Source organism: Paenibacillus sp. 1781tsa1 (assembly GCF_024159265.1).
Taxonomy (GTDB): domain Bacteria; phylum Bacillota; class Bacilli; order Paenibacillales; family Paenibacillaceae; genus Paenibacillus.
In genome coordinates this window covers 147,627-168,443 of sequence record NZ_JAMYWY010000001.1, presented here as the reverse complement: position 1 = coordinate 168,443, position 20,817 = coordinate 147,627, and the positions used below count along the sequence as shown (strand labels likewise).

Sequence of the window (20,817 nt, the reverse complement as noted above, 5' to 3'; positions counted from 1 at the left end):
CCAGCCTTAACTCAACCTTTTACCGCGCCAAGCATCGCACCGCTGACAAAATACTTTTGCAGCCACGGATAGACGAGCAGAATCGGAACGGTTGCGAAAATAACGGTCGCGGCCTTGAGACTCTCGGGAGTCAATGGCGTACGGTTAGCACCCTCCATCTGAGTAAGCTCGCTGACCATATTGTTCTGTACCATTTGGAATAACTTCAGTTGAAGCGGGTACAACTTCGGATCGTTAATATACATCAGGGAATCCTGGAACCCATTCCAGCGTCCAACCGCATAGAAAAGAGCTAATGTAGCCAGTACTGGCATGGATAATGGCAGTATGATTTTAAATAACGTGTGTACATGTGAGCTGCCGTCAATTTCTGCTGATTCTTCCAGACTTTCAGGAATACCTCTGAAGAATGAGATCAGGATAATCAGGTTAAACGGACTGACCAGTCCAGGCAGAATCAGTGCCCACACTGAATTAAGCAAGTTCAGGTCACGAATGAGCAAGTACTCAGGGATGATCCCGCCACTGAAGAACATCGTAATGATGATGACATACATGAAGAGCTTGCGCCCTTTCAATTTTTTCTTGGTTAACGGGTATGCAGCTGCCAGTGTGAACATCATGCACAAGACAGTAGTAGCAATTGTCAGAACCGTCGTGTATCCCAGTGAATAGATCATCGACTGATCAGAGAACACCTGAATATACGCATCCCAATTGAATTCTTTAGGGAATATGGTTACTTCACCTGACGTAATCGCACGGTTAGAGCTGAATGATATCGCAATCGTGTGCAGAAATGGAGCCAGACAGAATATAACAAACAAGGTGATAAAGGAGATATTAACGATATCAAAAATCCGGTTTGAGGTGCGTTCACTCATATGCGCACAGCTCCTTTACTGATGGTCTATACAAACAAGCCGATTGGTGCCTCTTCCGTTCATCACAACCTACAAAATACCTTCACCGGTTGTTTTCTTCGAAATATAGTTGGAGCCTAGTACGAATACAAGTCCTACTACTGCCTGGAACAATCCGACGACAGTTGCCAGCGTGTATTGTCCTGATTCAAGACCAACTCTGTATACAAAGGTACTGAGTACATCGGAATATTCACGCACAGCCGTATTACCAATGATATAAGGCCGATCAAAACCGATGCTGACCATATGTCCAAGATTAAGAATGAGTAGGGTCACAATGGTTGGTTTAATGCTTGGCAATGTAATATGCCAGATTCTCTTCAGCCGCGATGCTCCATCAATTTCAGCTGCTTCGAACAATTCCTTGTTGACGCCGGTTAATGCTGCCAGATATAGAATGGTTCCCCATCCTGCACTTTGCCAGACACCTGTGAACAGGTATGTCACAAGCCATGGATTTTTTTCTGTCAAAAATGGTATTGAATTTAAACCCATACTCTCCAGTACACCGTTAACCATACCGGATTGATTACCGAACAATTGGTATACAATTCCCCCGATGATTACCCATGAGATAAAGTGAGGAATGTACAGAATGGTCTGTGATATTTTTTTAAACCATTTGAATCGAACTTCATAGAGCATGATCGCCAAAATAATAGGAGCTGGAAATGAAACGATCAAATCCAGAAAATTCAGCATAAAGGTGTTACGCAATGTGGTGTAGAAGTCCCGCATTCCAAACACTTCACGAAATGCATCAAAACCGATCCACTCACTTCCACTGATTCCCTGGAACAAGTTAAAGTCCTTAAAGGCGATCTGTACACCGTACATCGGTCCATAACGAAAGATTAAAAAGTAGATAATAGGCAGTGAAATTAGCGCGTACAATTGCCAATATCTCTTCAAGTATGTGGTAGTCAAGTCGGTTTCCTCCTATCAACTAAGAAACGGCTGTGCCGCCAAGCCGGCGGCACACGTCCCTTCCAAAGTTATACGGTAACATGCATATCTGTCTTTGATCTTAAAGTGTAGAGCTAGTTAGTTTGCAGGGAGTGCTTGAACTGCTTCTTCAAGTTCTTTTTTCAGTTCAGTACCACCGAGCGACATGAAATCAGCCATTTCTTTCTCATACACCGCATCGAAATCTGCTGGCTTAGCCATCGCTGTTTTTACAATAATGACGTTCAATTTATCTTTGAGAGCTGTGCTGTACTTCATCTCTGCTTCAATCGGTTTATCGAAGATAATCGGTCCCACTGTGTCGGTGTTGGCAATATCAATGGATTGTTTCAGGAGCTCCTGGTTATTCTGCGGGAAGCCCAGAATCCATGCTTTTTCATTCGTTGCCTGATCACCGATGTTTTTACCGTTGGAGATAATTGCTGTATCCCCTGCATTGAACAGGCGATCCTGCGCTTCTTGGGATGCATCTTCCTTCACAACTGGAATGCCGTCTACCAGATCATAGTTCTCGCCTTCCACACCACTGTAGATATCAATCAGATTGTTGTCAGATGCCATCCAGTCGAGATATTTGATCGCTTCGACAGAACGTTTGCTGCTCTTCGGAATCATAATGTACATACCATTTGTTCCGTAGCGTGACTTGATGTGTTTGTTGTCTGCATTTGGATTAGTGTATACATCCACCGGCAACACTTTGCTGCCACTTACGTTCTTCGTTAAATTATCCAGTGTCCCATCTCCGTAGAACATGGCATCCACATCTTCAGACCAGTAACCTACGTTACCGTTTTGAATGTCTTTACCTAATTGCGTTTTGTCTTCATCCAAACTGAAATCTTTGCTGATCAAACCTTCGTTGTACAATTTGTTCAGGAACTGCATCGATTCTTTGAATCCTTCATGCAGCGGCAACTCATACCGTTGACCGTAAGTCAGGTCGCCACTAACAGGCTTGATGAATGAATAGATGAGCGTTTCGAATTGAGCCGGTGCAAGAGCCATACCCATTGGGATGTTTTTGCTTCCGAGACCACCAGGATCTTTATCCTTGAACGCTTTCAAAGTTGTATATAATTCATCCGTGGTCTTCGGTGCTGGCAATCCCAGCTTATCGAGCCAATCCTGACGAATGTAAGAGCTGTATCGGCCTGTGATAGCACGTTTACCCGGAACAGCAAACTGTTGTCCTTCTACTTGCCCGAACTTCAAAGTATCTTCGCCCAGGAACTTCTTCAGGTTTGGACCGTACTGATCAATCAACTCTCCAACATCAGTCAGTCCACCTTGTTGGGCATACCGATAAAACACGCTTGAGTCATAAACAAAGACAATATCAGGGACATCCGTATTACTAGCCATCAGGACATTCAGCTTGGTAACTTCCTCAGAACGCTGAACGGGTACAAACTGTACATCAATATTGTTGGGATCACCGAACTTCTCCTGAATCATTTTAGATAGATAGTTGTTCGTAATTGTGTACGGCGAAGGACTGTTACCACGGTCGAAAATCTCCACCTTTAAGGTAACGCGCTCACCATTGCCTGATGTTCCGCCTTCAGCTGATTCTTCTGATGCTGATGAGCATCCCGCAAGTAAAGAAACGCCCATTACCATCGTAAGCGCCAAACCCATCCATTTCTTCAGACTCCCTTTGGTTGCTTTTCTTGTCATTTTGTCATCCCCTTTGGCTTTGCGTGAATGTTTAAAGCTTGCCCAGAGTATTTCACATTTTTCCGTTGTCCTGCAATAAACCAGTTTCGGAAGCGCTTACAAGCGGATTATGGTTTATATGCTAAGCCCATTTTCGCAGACTGATTATTTTCCCAAAGCCGCGCTGCCCTAGGTTGTGATGGCTCTCAACGCCTCACGACTCGGAACTGCCTGTCCCCATTCGGATAAACCATTTTCACACACTGCCTATATTCGCATACGGGGAAAAACAGGGATATTAGCTTGTTATCCTGCGAAAACAGTTGCATCGATCTCACGTAGCAGAGAACTGTTCAACCAAAAACAGGGCGAACCTCTGCAAGCCTGCTCTCCTGGTGGAAAGTGACTGCATGAAATTCACCCTGTGCTATCCTGATGTACAGATCTCAGAATATGGTCATCATTGTGTTACTCTTCGGGTTCTCGATGTTCTCGTTTCAAACGACGATAATCTCCTGGTGTAATGCCCGTTACCCGTTTAAATACACGTCCCAACGTAATTCCATTTGCATACCCAACCTTCAGGGCAATATCCTGCAGAGAGTAATCCGTATTGAGCAGAAGCTGCTCCGTCTCCTTCATGCGAAGCTCCGTAACAAAATCAACAAACTTCATGTTGAATTCTGTCTTGAACAAATAACTCGCATGTTTGCCCGTAATCTGGAATCGGTCGCTGAGATGTTTCAATGAAAGATCAGGATTCGCAAACTGTTCTTCGATATAATTTTTCATTTCGTTAACCATGGCTTTGTAACTCTTGGTTTCCGTTACCGCCACATACGTTCTGAATAGGTCCGTCAGACCATCGAACAAAAGACTCTTCACATCCGTAAGCGTCTCTGCCTCTTCCACAGCACTCAACCATCTATTGATGTTGTCTTCGGACAGCTCTTCCTGGAGTCCTTCCGACATCATGGCCACCTCTCGGCTAAGCATCTGCAACATGGCCTGAATCAGAGAACGAATCTCGTCATCTGGCAGTTTGTTCTGTTCAAATGCTGTAAAGATCTCCTCCAACTGTTCCCGCCACTGTCCACTCGACATCCGGAACCGCTTAACAAAGTCCGCAATCATCTGTAGATAAGTATAGGTATCCAGCAAAGGATGCTGTGGTTCACCGCAGTCGGCTTGGCCGACATCTCCATTCATCAATAGTTTGCGTTGCATTACCGCTTCTGCTGCCGCATAGGAATTGCGTATCGCACCGATTCCCTGAGCAATAGGTCCAATACCAAAGCTTAAGGAAATGCGTAGATTTTGTTCCACCCAAGATTTGCATTCCTCAGCTACAACACGAATCTGACCAGACATATCCAAGTTGTTATCACTCTGTTCTTTGAACACGAAAAGGATTGCAATCTGATCTACACTAATCCATTCCGTCCAGCATTGTACTCCAGTATTACGTGACAGTTCTTGCAAAACGTTCATCAAGGCAAACTTCAGCGTATTTTGTTCACCTCTTGTGTACCTCTCCTGAAACCCCTTCTCATAACGGTTAATCTCTCCAACGACAACGACAAAGCGCGAGGAGTCATGCACGTCATTCAGTGGAGAGAGCTCTGTTAATTGCTCTGCTGCATTTTCGATGTGTTCACCATGCAATAGGGCATTGAACAACTTGCTACGCTGCATGAGTACATTTTCCCTGCTTTTCTTGTCATAATCCATCATGTGATTAATCAGATTCTCAAGCACACCGTCAATCATCTTCATCTCATCCGTGCGAGCACCCGAGTGCTCAAACGCCCGAATCTGATGAGACTCGATCCGGTTCATGATAATCTGAATGGGTTTATAGTTACGACGAGTAATATACACGATATACACAATCGCACAGATGACAGTCACAATGGCAATGATTACCCATACATATGACACGACAGATACCCAGCCAAATAAGTTGCCGGCCTTGATTCCACTGGATATTGTCCAGCCTAGTCTTTCTAGTGGCAGCCTGTTCAGTTCCTGACCATCTATCGAGCCTTCTTGGTCCGAGTGTGCATTATACACAACCTTACCGTCCCGATCCGTAATCGTCAGGAATGAGAGCTGACCATTAACCATACTATCTACACTTTGTTCAATACTGCTCATCTTGATATTAATGACCAATGTGCCCTGAGAGCCAAAAGGCAAAGGCATGTCCTTATTCACGGTCAATACACGAATAGGGGTACGTTGAACAGAGCCCGTATCGAATTCCCGAACTGGCTGCCAGCCTGAACCGATAGATCCGGTAGCCATCTGATCAATCCATGCCTTATCCGAGAAACTTTCTGCTTCTCTGGAACCACTTATGGTCAGAACATGTTTATTTCGCTTGTCATATAGATAGATGGATTGAATCCATGAGGACGAATTGGTTAGCTCACGTAAATTCTGCGCTATTGCATACACCGTGTCCGGGCTGGCCAGGTTGGTATTATTAAAATAGAGTTTGTATGCCTGCTGACTCTGTACCGTTTCCAGGATGGATAGTTCAATATCCCTGATTGTGCGATCCACCGTGTCTATCATATAACTGGAGGAGATCCGGTCTGCTTTTTTTGTTTCCTCTTTAGATATGTCATTGATGAAAACAAACGCGATGAAAATGAGTATGGTCACCGTAAGAAAAAAAATTGGGAAATACGAGAACAGTAACCGGTAGTACCAATTACGAGACAATAGACCCCACTCCTCACTCCACGATGCCAATGTTCTCAGCCGTGGTTCTACTGTTCAGCATCCATCTCACCTTAGGGGCTGAATACTATATGATAACGTTATCATGACTGATTTTATGTTATTATAGCACAAGCCTCTGAGCAGCAATGCAAGAATTGAATTCCAAGAGCCAAAACAAAAAAACCGTGCTGAGCAGACAACAACTCAGACACGGAACAGTTCATCTGGCCACACACCGTTATATCCTCGATGCTCTAAATGCCAGAATCCTTAAACAATGTGGCCATGGAGCCACCATCCACAATAATGCGCACGGCGCGAGCCAGCATTGGCGCAACAGGTAACACTTTGAAGCATTCAGGGTGGTCATCTGGCAGTGCGATCGAGTCCGTAACTACCACCTCTTCAATTGACGGGTGATTCAATTTACTTACTGCCCCATCTGAGAACAATCCGTGTGTTGCACATACATATACATTTTTGGACCCGCGTTCCTTCAACCCTTCCACCACATTCAGAATGGTTGTTCCGGTGTCGATCAGATCCTCAATAATAATCGGTGTCCGTCCTTCTACATCACCAATGACATGGGTAATTACCGATTCATTATGGCTTGGACGTTTCTTGATCATAATGGCAAATGGGGAATCCAGACGATTAGCCAACTTCTCTGCCATCGATGCTCGTCCCGCATCAGGGGAGACCACGACAGGGTTCTCGATTCCTTTGCTTAACAGATAATCACTAATCAGATCGAGCGATGTCATGTGATCAACTGGAATGTTGAAAAATCCCTGAATGGCCGCTGCGTGCAGGTCAATCGTTACCACTCGATTGGCGCCAGCCGTAGTTAATACATCTGCGACCATCTTGGCCGAGATCGGTTCCCGTGGAGCGGATTTGCGCTCTTGACGAGCATAGCCATAATACGGAACAATGATGTTCACAGTGCGTGCTGAAGCCCTCTTTGCGGCATCAATCATCACCAACAGCTCGACAAACAGCTCATTGATCGGATGAGACAACGACTGTACCAGAAACACATCACAATTACGGATCGTTTCTTCATAATGAACGTATATTTCTCCGCTCTTGAACCTGGACAGCTTGATCTTGCCCAGTTGTACTCCCAGCTTGTCACATACCTGTTCTGCCAGCTTAGGGTTCGATGAACCGGAAAAAATACGTAACGAATGCTGCATAATGCCCTCCCGAGGGTTGAAGTCCCTATATAATCCCTTATCTAAAAGCGAGTGTTCAAAAAGTCCGGTTTTCAGTACCGAGAAGATGGGATAAAGCTAGAAATGGAGTAGCGGAGCGTAGGCAAAACTACGTGAGCAACCACAATGTTTCCAGAGGAAACATACTTCGTAAGCATCCACCTATTTCGGCTGAATTCCAGCTTCGATGCTGAAGATGCCATTAGGCATCCTTCGTAATCAAAGGCGGACTTTTTGAACTACCTCTAAAAGGTTATTTCCTACCCTCATTATACTCCACTGGCTTATACATTTAAAGGAATGAACGAGCGCTGACGGCCTTCAAAAACAGCGACTTCCGTACAGCCCAACTCATGTAAAAGTGCTTCAGCTTCCGGCAAATAATCCCCCAACTTCAGTGGGTCATGTGCATCAGAACCCATGGTTAATGGAATGCCCAATCGAATGGCTTCCGTCAGCATTCTGCGACTAGGAAACATCTCGGCACACGGCTTCGATAATCCGGAAGCATTCAGCTCCATGGTGCAGCCGCTTTTGGCAATTGCCTGTAGCGCTGCGTTCTCCAGTGAGATACGTTCGTCTGTCTGCTCCTCTGAAGGAACATAGCCAAACCGTTTAATGACATCCGTATGGCCCATAATATCGTACATGCCCGTCGCAGCTGCCTTGCTTACAGCATCATAGTACTGACGATATACGTCAAGGATGTCTTTGCCCTCCCAGTGATGGGTCTGGCGGAAATCCGTAATGTCCCATTCCCCGAGGAAATGAACGGAGCCAATCACATAGTCCCAAGGATAACGCTCAATGATCGCACGAATCTCTGTTTCCCAGCCTTCAATATAGTCACCTTCCAGACCAACACGTACGTCAATCTGCCCACGGTAACGTTCTTTCAGGGAGAAACACTCCTCTACATAACGCGGCAACTCATCCATAGGCATCGCCATTTCCGGATAATATTGAGCCGGATCGACATGCAACAATGGCATGTGATCGGACAATCCAATCTGGGATAGTCCGATCTCCACACCACGCTGCACGTACTCTTCCAGTTTGCCAACGGCATGTCCACACCGCTCATGGTGTGTATGATAGTCTATACGCACGAAACTCGCCTCCTAATCTCGGCGAGGCCGTTCATGACGGCGGCTCAGCTCTGACATAATGTCGTCCAGTGGCAGCTTGCGCTCTTGTAACAGGACGAGCAGGTGATACATCAGGTCACTGACTTCCAGACGAAGCTCGCCATTATCTTTATTTTTGGCGGCGATGATCGTTTCGGACGCTTCTTCACCGATTTTTTTCAGTATTTTGTCTACACCTTTATCAAACAGATACGTTGTGTATGCACCCTCAGGACGCTCACGTTCACGCTCTGCAATAACGGATTCCAGTTCAGCCAATACCTCAAAGCGACTTTCGGAACCGGAACTTGCAGAAGCAGATGCCGCACCCGCTTCATCCGGAGCCTTGTCTGTCGAATTCTCTGGCAATCCAATGATCTCATTATGGAAACAAGTTACCGCCCCTGTATGGCAAGCGGGACCGTTCGGTTTGACCTCAACCAACAAGGTATCACCGTCGCAATCATATTTTAGGGAAGTAATGGTCTGCACGTTGCCAGATGTTGCCCCTTTATGCCACAGCTCTTGGCGCGAGCGTGACCAGAACCAGGTTTCACCGGATTCAAGCGACAACTTCAGAGATTCGCGATTCATATAAGCCATCATTAAGACTTCCCGAGTATCCACGTCCTGCACAATGGCAGGAACCAAACCATCACTCCAACGAATGTGTTCCACAACCTGTTCCAAGGACAACTGTTCCTTGATTTCATCGCTCACTTTAGTCACGGATCTCCACCCCTTGTTCTCTCAAATGTTGTTTTAACGCCGGTACGGCGATTTCTTTGTAATGGAAAATCGTTGCGGCCAGACCTGCATCTGCTTTGCCTGTGGTGAATACATCATAGAAATGTGATTCCTTGCCCGCACCGCCCGATGCGATGACCGGAATACGCACAGATTCGGATACAGCTGCCGTCAGCTTCAGATCGAAGCCGTCTTTTGTTCCGTCTGCGTCCATACTGGTTAGCAGAATCTCTCCCGCGCCTAAGCTCTCAGCCTGTTTAACCCATTCCAGCGCCTTGATGCCGGAGGGTTTCCGTCCACCATGTGTATAGACCTCCCACTCGCCCCAAGCATCGTTATACTTGGCATCGATCGCTACCACGATACACTGCGAGCCAAAGCGACGTGCACCATCGGCAATCAACTGCGGATTAAGTACCGCGGCTGTATTCACTGCAATTTTATCCGCTCCTGCACGGAGAATCCGCTTCATGTCCTCCACCTTGGAGATGCCACCACCTACCGTAAAGGGAATAGCAATCTCGCCAGCCGTCTGCCGCACGACTTCTTCCATCGTTTCGCGACCTTCTACCGAAGCAGAGATATCGAGAAATACCAATTCGTCCGCGCCCTCGCGGTCATATAGCGCCGCCAGCTCTACCGGATCACCCGCATCGCGGAGATTGACGAAGTTGACGCCTTTGACGACCCGGCCGTCCTTCACGTCCAGACAGGGGATGATTCTTTTTGCCAGCATGCTACCTCTTCCTCTCTACCCGAATATCCCTTACTTATTAACCGCACGTACCGCTTCAGACAGATCGATGCTTCCCGTATACAGTGCTTTACCCACGATTGCTCCACCAACACCATCATCGGCGTGACGACTCAGACGAAGCAGATCATCCATTACACTCACACCACCGGAAGCAATAACCGTCCGTCCGCTTGCCTTGGCCAGAGATACAATCGCTTCAACATTAGGACCCTGCATCATACCATCACGGGAAATATCCGTAAAGATAAACGTTTCTGCCCCATACGCCGCCAATTCCTTCGCGAGTACCTCTGCCTGTACTTCCGATGTTTCAAGCCATCCGCGGGTTGCCACATAACCATTACGAGCGTCGATGCCAATTGCCACTTTGTCGCTGTAACGTCCCAGTACTTCCTCTGTAAAAGTACGATCCTCAATGGCTGCTGTTCCAATGATCAGCCGGCTAACACCCAGACCCAGCAAACGCTCTACATCCGCTACTGTACGAAGTCCGCCGCCCACCTGAACAGGTACGTTCACAGCCGAGGCAATCCGCCCGATCAGCTCATCGTTAACAGGATGACCTGCTTTGGCACCATCCAGATCCACCAGATGCACGTATGTACCGCCTTGCTTCTCCCAGGAAAGAGCTACTTGAACCGGGTCATCGTTATACACAGTCTCCTGATTATAATCTCCCTGCACCAGTCTTACACATTTGCCGTCCCGGATATCAATCGCCGGATATAGGATAAAAGATGACATACAAGGCCTCCTGAATATGAATTAGATTTGTACGCTTTCTATAGTTAAGAAGAGATGATGTTTTACCTTTGTACAGGTGCTCCTGTCAGAGCCAAAAAGTTGCCGAGCAGCTTCATACCGAGCTCTCCACTTTTCTCCGGGTGGAATTGCATGCCGAAGTTGGATCCTCTGCCTACAATGGCTGTCACCGGATGTCCGTAATCCGTTACCGCCAGCAGATCGTCCCTGTTTTCAGTAAGCGCATGATAGGAATGGACAAAATAGACATGACCTGCCTCAAGACCCGTAAATAGCGGGTTTTCCGCGTGCAGGAATTCCAAACGGTTCCATCCCATATGAGGAACCTTCAGTTCTCCTGGTGCAAATCGCACCACTTTACCTGGCAAAATATCCAGTCCCTCATGTTCGCCATGCTCTTCACTTGAGCTGAACAACAACTGCATCCCCAGACAGATACCGAGCAGTGGTTTGGACCCGGCAGCGGCTTCTTTCACCACCGTATCCAGTCCACTCTCCCGCAAATGAACCATTGCATCACCAAAAGCACCTACGCCTGGCAGAATGACACCATCTGCGCCAAGAATCTCTTCCCGGTCACCCGTGACCAGCGCTTCGTAGCCAAGACGTTCGACCGCTTTGCCGACGCTGTGCAGGTTACCCATACCGTAATCGACAATTGCAATCGCCATCGTCTACAGCACTCCCTTCGTGGAAGGCACACCCGTTACACGTGGATCAATCATCGTTGCTTCATCCAGAGCACGTCCCAATGCCTTAAAGATCGCTTCAATCATGTGGTGGGTGTTCTGACCATAGTGCACAATGACATGTAACGTAATCCGAGCTTCCAGCGCTAATTTCCACAGGAATTCATGTACCAGCTCCGTGGAGAAACTGCCAACCTGTTGGGAAGGGTATTCTGCACGGTATTCAAAGTGAGGTCGGTTGCTCACATCAATAATGACCTGAGCGAGTGCCTCGTCCATCGGTACAAAAACACTGGCGTAACGCTTGATACCACGTTTGTCACCCAATGCTTCTCGCAACGTCTGTCCCAGACAGATGCCGATGTCTTCAACCGTGTGATGATCGTCGATATCAATATCTCCACGGGCCTGCACGTTCAGGTCGAATTGTCCGTGCTTCGTGAACAGATCCAGCATATGATTCAGGAAAGGTACATCCGTTTCAATCGTGGATTGTCCTGTTCCATCTACAGTAAAGGCCAATTGGATATTGGTCTCGTTTGTTTTGCGGTCAACCTCTGCTTGGCGCACTGCACCTTTGTTTTCAAGTTCCACACCATTATTTTGCTTATCCATTATCCGATTCCGCCTTTCCTTCCTGTTCTAACCGTACAGCAATTGCACGGGCATGCCCTTCAAGACCCTCATGGCGGGCCAACTCTATAATAGCCGCTCCGTTCTGCAGCAGTGCTTCTTTACTATAATAAATCAGACTCGATTTCTTGATAAAATCATCCACGTCCACTGGTGAACTGAATCGCGCAGTTCCATTGGTCGGAATAATGTGATTGGGTCCTGCAAAATAATCCCCCACCGGCTCCGAGCTGTACGGGCCGAGGAAAATCGCGCCGGCATTTTCGATCCGGCCAGCGTAAGCCATCGGCTCCTGCACCATGATCTCCAGATGCTCCGGTGCGAGCCGGTTCACCACGTCGATTCCCTCATCGATGGAATCGACCACAATAATCGCGCCATACTGCTCCACCGAAGCAGCAGCGATATCACGCCGCGGCAGCACTTCAAGCTGCCGCTGCACTTCGCCCTGCACGGCTTCCGCCAGCGTGGCCGAATTCGTGACGAGAATGGCCGATGCCATCTCGTCATGTTCCGCCTGCGACAACAGGTCCGCGGCGACATACACCGGATTCGCCGTATCATCGGCGAGTACCACAATCTCACTCGGCCCGGCGATACTGTCGATATCGACCGCACCGTACACCTCGCGCTTCGCGAGCGCCACGTAAATATTGCCCGGTCCACAGATCTTGTCGACCGGTGCAATACTCTCCGTGCCGTAAGCCAGGGCGGCGATGGCTTGAGCGCCGCCAACCCGGTACATCTCGCTTACGCCTGCTTCCGCAGCAGCAACGAGAATGTACGGGTTAATGCCTTCGCCGCCGTTCGTAGACGGCGGCGTCACAAGAACGATCTCCGGCACGCCTGCCACCTGTGCCGGAATCACATTCATCAGCACAGACGATGGATACGCTGCTTTACCGCCAGGTACATAGACCCCGACCCGCTTCAGCGGTCGGATGACCTGGCCCAGCAGGCTGCCGTCCGGCTGCCAATCCATCCACGAGTTGCGTTTCTGTTTCTCATGAAACGCACGAATGTTGGCGGCGGCTTGGCGAATCGCCGTCACAAAGGATGGCTCCACGGCTGCATAAGCCGCCTGCAGCTCTTCCTGCGGCACGCGCAATTCCGCGGCCGTCAGCTTTGTGCGGTCCAGCTGCTCCGTGTAACGCAGCAGTGCCGCATCACCCTCACGGCGAATGTCGCTGACAATACGCCGTACCGTTTCATTTTGCTCTGGCGTGCCATACTCCACTTCCCGCTTCAGATCAAATTCACGTGCAGGTACAATTTTCATACGTACAACCTCCTCATCCTCTGTAATGCCTGCCTTTATATGGCCAATTCGATTCTGATTTTTCACGTTTCTTGCTTCTATCGTTTCATTCTTTTGTTATTTCCGTTACTTTATTTCTCGTTCTTGCTACCTTGCAGTCCCTGCATATCAGTAATTTATCCCCGAAGGCTTCCCGCCGATATCTCATTCGATGCCGGAATAACCTGCTGAAGTGCATCACACAAAGCCTGGATTCGTGCATTTTTCATCCGATAACTTACCCGATTGGCGATAAGACGGCTGGTGATGTCCAGAATGCCTGTCATCTCCACCAATCCGTTCTCGCGCAGCGTCTGACCAGTCTCCACCAGGTCGACGATCCGGTCTGCCAGGCCAATCAGGGGTGCAAGCTCAATGGAACCATTCAACTTGATCACCTCGACCTGCTGCCCCTGCTCCCGGAAGTACTGCGAAGCAATCCTCGGGTACTTCGTTGCAACACGTTGCTGAATGCCTGGCTTCCAGTCGGGAAGTCCAATCACAGACATACGGCACTGGGCGATTCCCAGATTCAACAGTTCGTACACGTCCCGATCTTCCTCCAGCAGCACGTCTTTTCCAACAATTCCGATATCAGCAACACCGTACTCCACATACGTTGGAACATCTACTGGCTTAGCCATGATGAATTCCATTCCAGCTTCCGGCACTTCAATGACCAATCTGCGTGTATCGTCTACGTCTTCTGGAATATCCAGCCCCGCTTCACGAAACAATTTGGAGGCTTTTTTATAGATTCGGCCCTTCGGCATGGCCACCTTCAGAATATCCGACATCTCAGCGTCCTCCTTCTTCAGATCCGTAAGTAATAACCTGCTCAGCCTGAGCGGTTCTTGCTTCAACCGACACGGCACTTGCCCCAGCCCCGTCTTCAGGAAGAAGGAGTGTCACTACATTTTGTCCCATACTGCGTAATCTTGCCGCTTCTGTTAATGCCTCAGCCCGACGTTTCGGGGTATATTGGATAAGTACCGGTTTTTTCTCTTCAATGGTAATGCCATGAACACCATCAATAATACGGTTCGTTTTCAGTGCAAATCCTGTAGCTGGCAATGAACGACCAAACTGTTGTAACAGATTATCATACCGTCCACCGCTACATACCGGAGATCCTAGTTCGGCTGCATACCCTTCAAAGGTCATGCCCGTATAATAGGAGAAATCACCGATCATCGTCAGATCAATCAGCACATGTTCGGATACACCGTACGCTTCCAACACTTCGAATACCGCACACAGATGTGCAATCGACTTTGCTGCTTCAGCGCTTGAACTTAGCTCTACCGCATGTGTGCATACTTCCTTGCCACCGCGCAGACGCAGGATCGCTTCGAGCTGTTCTTTCAACTTGGGTTCCAGGTTCAATGCTTCGATGGACTGGCGATAGCCGACATAATCACGTCCGAGCAGCCCTTCCTTTAATTGCTCCTGTTCCGTTGTCTGGCCTGGAATCACTTCCTCCAGTAATCCGTTCAGGAATCCCATATGACCCATCGCTATTTTAAAAGAAGACACGCCCGCTGCCTGCAAAGAGGCAATCGCAAGCGCAACAACTTCTGCATCCGCCTCAGGTGAGTCATCTCCAACCAGCTCCACCCCTGTCTGGAAGAACTCCGCCTCGCGTCCAGCTTCCTCTTCAATCGAACGAAATACGTTCGCATGATAGGACAGACGCAGTGGCAATTGCTCATCTTTGAGCATGGACGAAACGACACGTGCAATCGGAGCCGTTAGATCCGATCGGAGCACCAGGGTGGTTCCCCGGCTGTTCAATAATTTAAACAATTTGCGATCCGATGTAGAGCTGGCTACACCTACCGTGTCGTAATATTCAATCGTTGGTGTGATGATCTGACGGTAACCCCAACGTTCCATACATTCTAGTACATTCCGCTCAATCGTACGCAGCTTGGATACAACATGTGGTGTATAGTCGCGAAATCCGGTCGGTTTTTCAAATCCTTTTGGTTTGGACATTGGTATTATTCACCCCGAGTCAGTAATTTAAGAGTGGTGCTCATTCTATTTCAACAGGATTTATGTAGTGTAAATCCCCATTCTATCTTGTAACCCTGAATCAACGTATTGCTGCACAAGCTTTTAACTATTGGTTTAGTTCAACCTTTATCACGTTTAATTTCTCCAACAATACTTTCACATGGTAAAGTGCTAACAAACTAAAGGATATGGGATATGATAACATGAAATCCGCACTACCGTCAACAATACCGAAGCTTGATTGCCCTTGGATAGGCATATCGTTTTATATACACACCGTTACCCTCGCCAATCGGTATTTATATACGAAAAAAGCTGCCATAAGCAGCTTTTTACTTCAACCCATCTTCTTTCATTACGTTATGGACTTAATGCACACTACCCTGAGAGGAATCATCCGTGTTAAACACAGTCTCTTCCGTAGAAGCTGCCGCACGGGATAAATCACGCAGTGGATTACCTCCAACAAAAGCTCCTGGTGCAACATCCTTATGTACGACTGCTCCAGCAGCTACAACCGCTCCATCTCCTATGGTTACCCCAGGCAGAATCGTTGTATTGGCACCAATCAGTACATTTTCCCCGATAATGACCTCGCCGAGCCTGTACTCCTTAATGAGATACTCATGAGCGAGAATTGTTGTGTTGTAACCGATGACCGAGTTTTCGCCGACCGTTATTTTCTCCGGAAAAAACACATCCACCATCACCATCAGGCCAAAGGCTGTGTGTTTTCCCACCTTCATGCCCAGCATTCGGCGATAAATCCAGTTCTTCACCGATAGGATTGGACAGTAGCGTGACAACTGGATCCAGATAAAATTACGAACGCCCTTCCACGGACTCACTGTCTTGTAGATATGCCAAAGTGCATTCTGGTCCTCTACCGGATAGCGGGTTACTTTTCTCATGAACGTCCCGTTTCAACACGGATGAGTTTCAACAAGTCTCTCATATCATGCAGCATATGATCGGGTCCATATCCATTCAGGATTGTTTCCCCTTTAAGAGACCATGCAACCCCCGCCGAGAGTGCGCCCGCATTTTGTGCCGATTGGATATCCACCGGACTGTCACCTACCATTAACGTTTTAGCAGGATCTGCACCCAGTTCCGTCATGGCTTTCAGTACCGGTTCAGCATGTGGCTTCGGATTCGTCACATCGGTCACGGTTACAATCGTCTTCATATATTTCAGTAGGTCAAAACGTTCTAGCACCTTTAATGTAGATGGACGAATTTTGGTTGTGACTACACCCATCACAATGCCAGCCTGATGAAGCGCCTCTACTACCTCAATGACATGTGGAAAAGGTCTAACCATCGCTTCATGATGGATATCATTATAAGCACGGTAACCTTTCACGTACTCGGAGACTTCCTCCTGGCCAGAGAAGGTACGCATTTGCTGCTCCAGTGTGCCACCCATATGCGGAATGATCTGTTCCCGTGTCCATGGAGCTGAATGTTCCCATCCCCCCATGACATGCTGGAATGAGCTGATAATCAGCTCATTGGTATCAATAATCGTTCCGTCCAGATCAAACAATACCGTGTCAATCATGTTGCATTACTCCTTTTTATCATCAACTTGCTTCGGATCATCTTTGGCTGGAGGTGTTACCTTGCTCTCTTTGCCAACAACTGTTCCCGTATGTTCCATATCATCTGAGGTAACTTTGGACGATACAATCGGATCACTATAACGAACATCTGCTGTACCTGTCACTCTTCTCACCACAATGAATACAACAGCAACAATAATGATGCCAATAGCGAGCAGTTGCGAGATTCTTACGTTACCATAGGCAGGATCAAGATAGCCTTGTTCAAAGCCCATTGCAGTCATTGGAGACCACAGCCCGTTCACTAATGAAGCAACCCATTGCGGAGCCTGGAAGCCAAGACTGTCCGTACGCAAAGCTTCAATGAAGAAACGACCGATAGAATACCAGATGAAATAAGACATAAACAGTTCACCTGAACGCAGGAACTTCTGACGACGCAGAACCAGCAGCAAGATCAGGCCAACGAGGCTCCACATCGATTCATACAAAAACGCAGGATGATGGAATACGCCATCTACGTTCATTTGATTCACAATAAAGTCCGGCAGATGAAGCTTGTCTCTCAAAAATGATTCTTCCACAGGACCGCCGTAGGCTTCCTGATTCACAAAGTTCCCCCAACGTCCGATCATCTGTCCAACAATTAGCCCAGGCGCACAGATATCGGCCATACGCCAGAAGTTATACCCTTTACGACGGAAGAAAATAACTGCACAGATGATTGCACCAATAAGGGCACCATAGATGGCAATACCACCATTCCATATTTTAAAGACATCCCAGAAATTATCCTTATAATCTTCCCACTTAAATGCAACATAGTAGATGCGGGCACCAATGATGGCAGAAGGCACGCCCAGCAGGACCATGTCCATGAACACTTCCTGGGGAATGCTGTAGCGTTTGCCCTCCCGGATCACGAGCAGAAGTCCTATAAGTGCCGCGGCACCAAGAATAAGCCCGTACCAGTGAACCTTTAACGCTCCAATAGAGAACGCAATCGGGTTCAACAGTAATAATGTATCCATTCATTCACACTCCTATTTATTCGATCAATCGCACGCATGACGAATGGTTGGCATGCCCTGCGCCTTCAGAGAAGCAGAACATGTCAACCATTTATCTTCATTTCCTTATATCAAATATTTCTTAATCCATGTCTTCCATATCTTCCGAGATGGTTGCTGTCAGCTTGTTCGTAAATTGCAGTGCAGCATTAAGACCCATCTGTTTCAGACGATAGTTCATACCGGCTACTTCAATAATAACCGCCAAGTTCCGTCCCGGACGAACAGGAATCGTAACGAGAGGCACATCTGTATCAATGATACGTGTAGTCTCTTCATCCAGACCCAGACGATCGTATTGTTTATCCTGCTGCCATGCTTCCAGACGTACAACCAGGGTAATCCGTTTGTTATTCCTAACGGCACCGGCTCCGAACAATGTCATGACGTTGATAATACCGACACCTCGAATTTCGAGCAAGTGGCGGATCAATTCAGGTGCAGTACCGTGGAGCTGAAAATCTGACGTTTGGCGGATCTCTACCGCATCATCGGCAATCAGTCGGTGTCCACGTTTAACCAGTTCAAGTGCTGTTTCACTCTTACCAATACCGCTACTACCTGTGATCAGCATACCTACGCCATAGACATCACAAAGTACACCGTGAATGGTTGCTGTTGGTGCTAATTTGCCCTCCAAAAATCCGGTGATCCGGCTGGACAGAATCGTTGTTGCCATATTACTGCGCAGTACAGCCAGATCCCGTTCTTCACTGATATCAATCAGCTCTTGCGGGACTTCAAGTCCGCGCGTTACAACGATACACGGGGTCTCTTCCGTACAAAGACGTTGCATGCGATCACGTCGCTCTTGCTCGGGTAACATTGCAAAAAAGGCAAGTTCCGTTCTTCCAAGCAACTGAACGCGTTCTTGAGGATGGTATTCAAAATAACCGGCCATTTCCAGACCAGGACGGTTCAGATCATCTACCGTAATGACTCTTTTCAATCCGTGAGATCCAGAAACAACCTCCAACTGAAACTGCTGTACCAATTCGGATACTTTCACTTTTTTCGCCATTTGTCTCTTCCTTTCAGCATTCGCTGTACCTCTATGTAATTCAGATCGTGTATCAGTTCTTTCCATTATTAGCGCATTCACAACATGGGGTACAGAATGCATACCCTTCCAACAGTCGGTTCTCTCAAATATATGAAGACAGACCTTCAAATAATCTTAAATGAATTCCGGGATGAATGCAATCGTAGCCTCCGACAACTATTAGTAAGAAAAACCTTCTGATCGAGCACCCATCGGGAATACTACATGGATGGTTTAGCGGTTGTCTATCTGGTAATTATGAATCCTAGCCACGCTGAATATTATAGAATTCATTAATTTTAAAAAAAGCCCCTTCCAGCAATAACGGAAGGGGCTCTCATTACAATGTATAATTGCGTTAACTGTCAGATTCCATCGTCACCGAGGAATCCCAGTAATATTAGTCTTGAAGAAGTACGTTCACTTCAGTCTCTTTGTCAAAGATATGAACTTTGTTCATGTCGATGGCCATTTTAACTGTGGAACCATCACGAGTGTTAGAACGTCCATCTACACGTGCGATTGTTGTATCGTTACCTACACCACTCAAGTAGAGGAGCATTTCGTGACCGAGGTTCTCTGTTACATCTACGTGAGTAGAGAATACAGAGTTCGGGGATGCTTCCAGGAATACTGGCTCTTCGTGAATGTCTTCTGGACGAACACCCAGAATGACTTCTTTGCCAATGTATCCTCTAGATTTCAACACTTGTGCTTTACCTTGCGGGATTTCAACGTCCACGCCTGGAGCTACGAAGTGCAGGTTAGCACCTTGCTCAGCCAATTTACCCGAGATAAAGTTCATTGTCGGGGAACCGATGAAACCAGCCACGAACAGGTTAGCCGGCAGGTTATACAACTCTTCCGGAGAAGCTGCTTGTTGGATGATACCATCCTTCATAACTACGATCCGGTCACCCATCGTCATTGCTTCGATCTGGTCATGCGTTACGTAGATAACTGTTGTTTCCAAACGTTTAGCCAGTTTAGTGATTTCCGCACGCATCTGACCACGAAGTTTAGCATCCAAGTTGGAGAGAGGCTCATCCATCAAGAAGACTTGTGGATCACGGACAATCGCACGTCCTAGAGCGACACGCTGACGTTGACCACCGGACAATGCCTTAGGTTTACGCTCAAGCAAATGTTCGATATCCAGGATTTTAGCTGCTTCACGTACACGTTTGTCGATCTCGTCTTTTTTAACCTTACGCAATTTCAAACCAAACGCCATGTTTTGATATACGCTCATATGCGGATACAAGGCATAGGATTGGAATACCATCGCGATATCGCGGTCTTTAGGTGCAACATCATTAACGACACGGTCACCGATATAGAGTTTACCTTCAGAAATTTCCTCAAGGCCTGCGATCATACGCAGTGTTGTTGATTTACCACAACCGGACGGGCCTACCAATACGAGAAATTCTTTATCTTTAATGTCCAGGTTAATGTCAACTACAGTTGCTTTATCAGAACCCGGGTATTTTTTGAAAATATGCTCTAAACGTACTCCAGCCATGATTGTTGCCTCCTCAGAGATCATTTTGTAATCGAATACAATTTGTATTTTTATAATACCCTATCACCGTGAGGTTTGACTAT

Annotated in this window: 19 protein-coding genes; all 19 read right to left on the bottom strand. The window is 47.3% G+C overall.

From position 1 onward, the window contains the following. Positions 1-11: 11 nt before the first annotated feature. Entirely contained in the window at positions 12-884 is an 873-nt protein-coding gene (locus NKT06_RS00835) for a carbohydrate ABC transporter permease (protein WP_091038632.1), read from the bottom strand. 69 nt (positions 885-953) lie between these two features. Next, the gene (locus NKT06_RS00830) at positions 954-1,853 is read right to left on the bottom strand and encodes an ABC transporter permease (RefSeq protein ID WP_253429029.1); all 900 of its coding nucleotides are present in this window, start codon (positions 1,851-1,853) and stop codon (positions 954-956) included. A gap of 117 nt (positions 1,854-1,970) precedes the next feature. Continuing rightward, positions 1,971-3,572, bottom strand: coding sequence for an extracellular solute-binding protein (locus NKT06_RS00825; RefSeq protein ID WP_253429027.1), 1,602 nt, complete (start codon positions 3,570-3,572; stop codon positions 1,971-1,973). A 447-nt stretch (positions 3,573-4,019) separates the two neighbouring features. Further along, positions 4,020-6,281 carry a helix-turn-helix domain-containing protein gene (locus NKT06_RS00820; RefSeq protein WP_253429025.1) on the bottom strand — a complete coding sequence of 754 codons (2,262 nt, stop codon included), beginning with the start codon at positions 6,279-6,281 and terminating at the stop codon, positions 4,020-4,022. Between the two features lie 254 nt (positions 6,282-6,535). After that, positions 6,536-7,483, bottom strand: a complete 948-nt coding sequence (locus tag NKT06_RS00815; protein WP_036616184.1) for a ribose-phosphate diphosphokinase — start codon at positions 7,481-7,483, stop codon at positions 6,536-6,538. Between the two features lie 302 nt (positions 7,484-7,785). Beyond that, positions 7,786-8,610, bottom strand: coding sequence for a histidinol-phosphatase HisJ (hisJ, locus tag NKT06_RS00810; RefSeq protein ID WP_253429023.1), 825 nt, complete (start codon positions 8,608-8,610; stop codon positions 7,786-7,788). 12 nt (positions 8,611-8,622) lie between these two features. Further along, positions 8,623-9,357, bottom strand: coding sequence for a bifunctional phosphoribosyl-AMP cyclohydrolase/phosphoribosyl-ATP diphosphatase HisIE (gene hisIE / locus NKT06_RS00805; protein WP_483311554.1), 735 nt, complete (start codon positions 9,355-9,357; stop codon positions 8,623-8,625). Then, positions 9,350-10,111 (bottom strand): imidazole glycerol phosphate synthase subunit HisF, encoded by a 762-nt coding sequence (hisF, locus tag NKT06_RS00800; protein ID WP_253429021.1) that lies wholly within the window; start codon positions 10,109-10,111, stop codon positions 9,350-9,352. Before hisF ends, hisIE begins: the two co-directional genes overlap by 8 nt. Positions 10,112-10,141: 30 nt before the next feature. After that, complete coding sequence (gene hisA / locus NKT06_RS00795) at positions 10,142-10,876, bottom strand: 1-(5-phosphoribosyl)-5-[(5-phosphoribosylamino)methylideneamino]imidazole-4-carboxamide isomerase (RefSeq protein WP_253429019.1); 735 nt, start codon at positions 10,874-10,876, stop codon at positions 10,142-10,144. Between the two features lie 62 nt (positions 10,877-10,938). Then, positions 10,939-11,565 (bottom strand): imidazole glycerol phosphate synthase subunit HisH, encoded by a 627-nt coding sequence (hisH, locus tag NKT06_RS00790; RefSeq protein ID WP_105602314.1) that lies wholly within the window; start codon positions 11,563-11,565, stop codon positions 10,939-10,941. 3 nt (positions 11,566-11,568) lie between these two features. Then, entirely contained in the window at positions 11,569-12,198 is a 630-nt protein-coding gene (gene hisB / locus NKT06_RS00785; RefSeq protein WP_197997954.1) for an imidazoleglycerol-phosphate dehydratase HisB, read from the bottom strand. Then, positions 12,191-13,495, bottom strand: a complete 1,305-nt coding sequence (gene hisD / locus NKT06_RS00780) for a histidinol dehydrogenase (RefSeq protein WP_074092955.1) — start codon at positions 13,493-13,495, stop codon at positions 12,191-12,193. Before hisD ends, hisB begins: the two co-directional genes overlap by 8 nt. 155 nt (positions 13,496-13,650) lie before the next feature. Next, positions 13,651-14,310 carry an ATP phosphoribosyltransferase gene (hisG, locus tag NKT06_RS00775; protein ID WP_091012003.1) on the bottom strand — a complete coding sequence of 220 codons (660 nt, stop codon included), beginning with the start codon at positions 14,308-14,310 and terminating at the stop codon, positions 13,651-13,653. Between the two features lies 1 nt (position 14,311). Then, on the bottom strand, positions 14,312-15,511 hold the full coding sequence (locus NKT06_RS00770) for an ATP phosphoribosyltransferase regulatory subunit (protein ID WP_253429017.1): 1,200 nt from the start codon (positions 15,509-15,511) through the stop codon (positions 14,312-14,314). A gap of 389 nt (positions 15,512-15,900) precedes the next feature. Beyond that, entirely contained in the window at positions 15,901-16,443 is a 543-nt protein-coding gene (locus NKT06_RS00765) for an acyltransferase (protein WP_036616162.1), read from the bottom strand. Next, a complete protein-coding gene (ppaX, locus tag NKT06_RS00760; RefSeq protein WP_211083888.1) occupies positions 16,440-17,096 on the bottom strand; it encodes a pyrophosphatase PpaX in 657 nt (218 codons plus the stop codon). The genes NKT06_RS00765 and ppaX overlap by 4 nt, the downstream gene beginning before the upstream one ends. 6 nt (positions 17,097-17,102) lie before the next feature. Continuing rightward, positions 17,103-18,128: a prolipoprotein diacylglyceryl transferase gene (gene lgt, locus NKT06_RS00755; RefSeq protein ID WP_253429015.1), complete on the bottom strand. Its 1,026-nt coding sequence runs from the start codon at positions 18,126-18,128 to the stop codon at positions 17,103-17,105. A 121-nt stretch (positions 18,129-18,249) separates the two neighbouring features. Then, positions 18,250-19,188, bottom strand: a complete 939-nt coding sequence (gene hprK, locus NKT06_RS00750; RefSeq protein WP_091011999.1) for an HPr(Ser) kinase/phosphatase — start codon at positions 19,186-19,188, stop codon at positions 18,250-18,252. Between the two features lie 421 nt (positions 19,189-19,609). Next, positions 19,610-20,734 (bottom strand): ABC transporter ATP-binding protein, encoded by a 1,125-nt coding sequence (locus NKT06_RS00745; RefSeq protein ID WP_062837775.1) that lies wholly within the window; start codon positions 20,732-20,734, stop codon positions 19,610-19,612. Between the last annotated feature and the right edge of the window lie 83 nt (positions 20,735-20,817).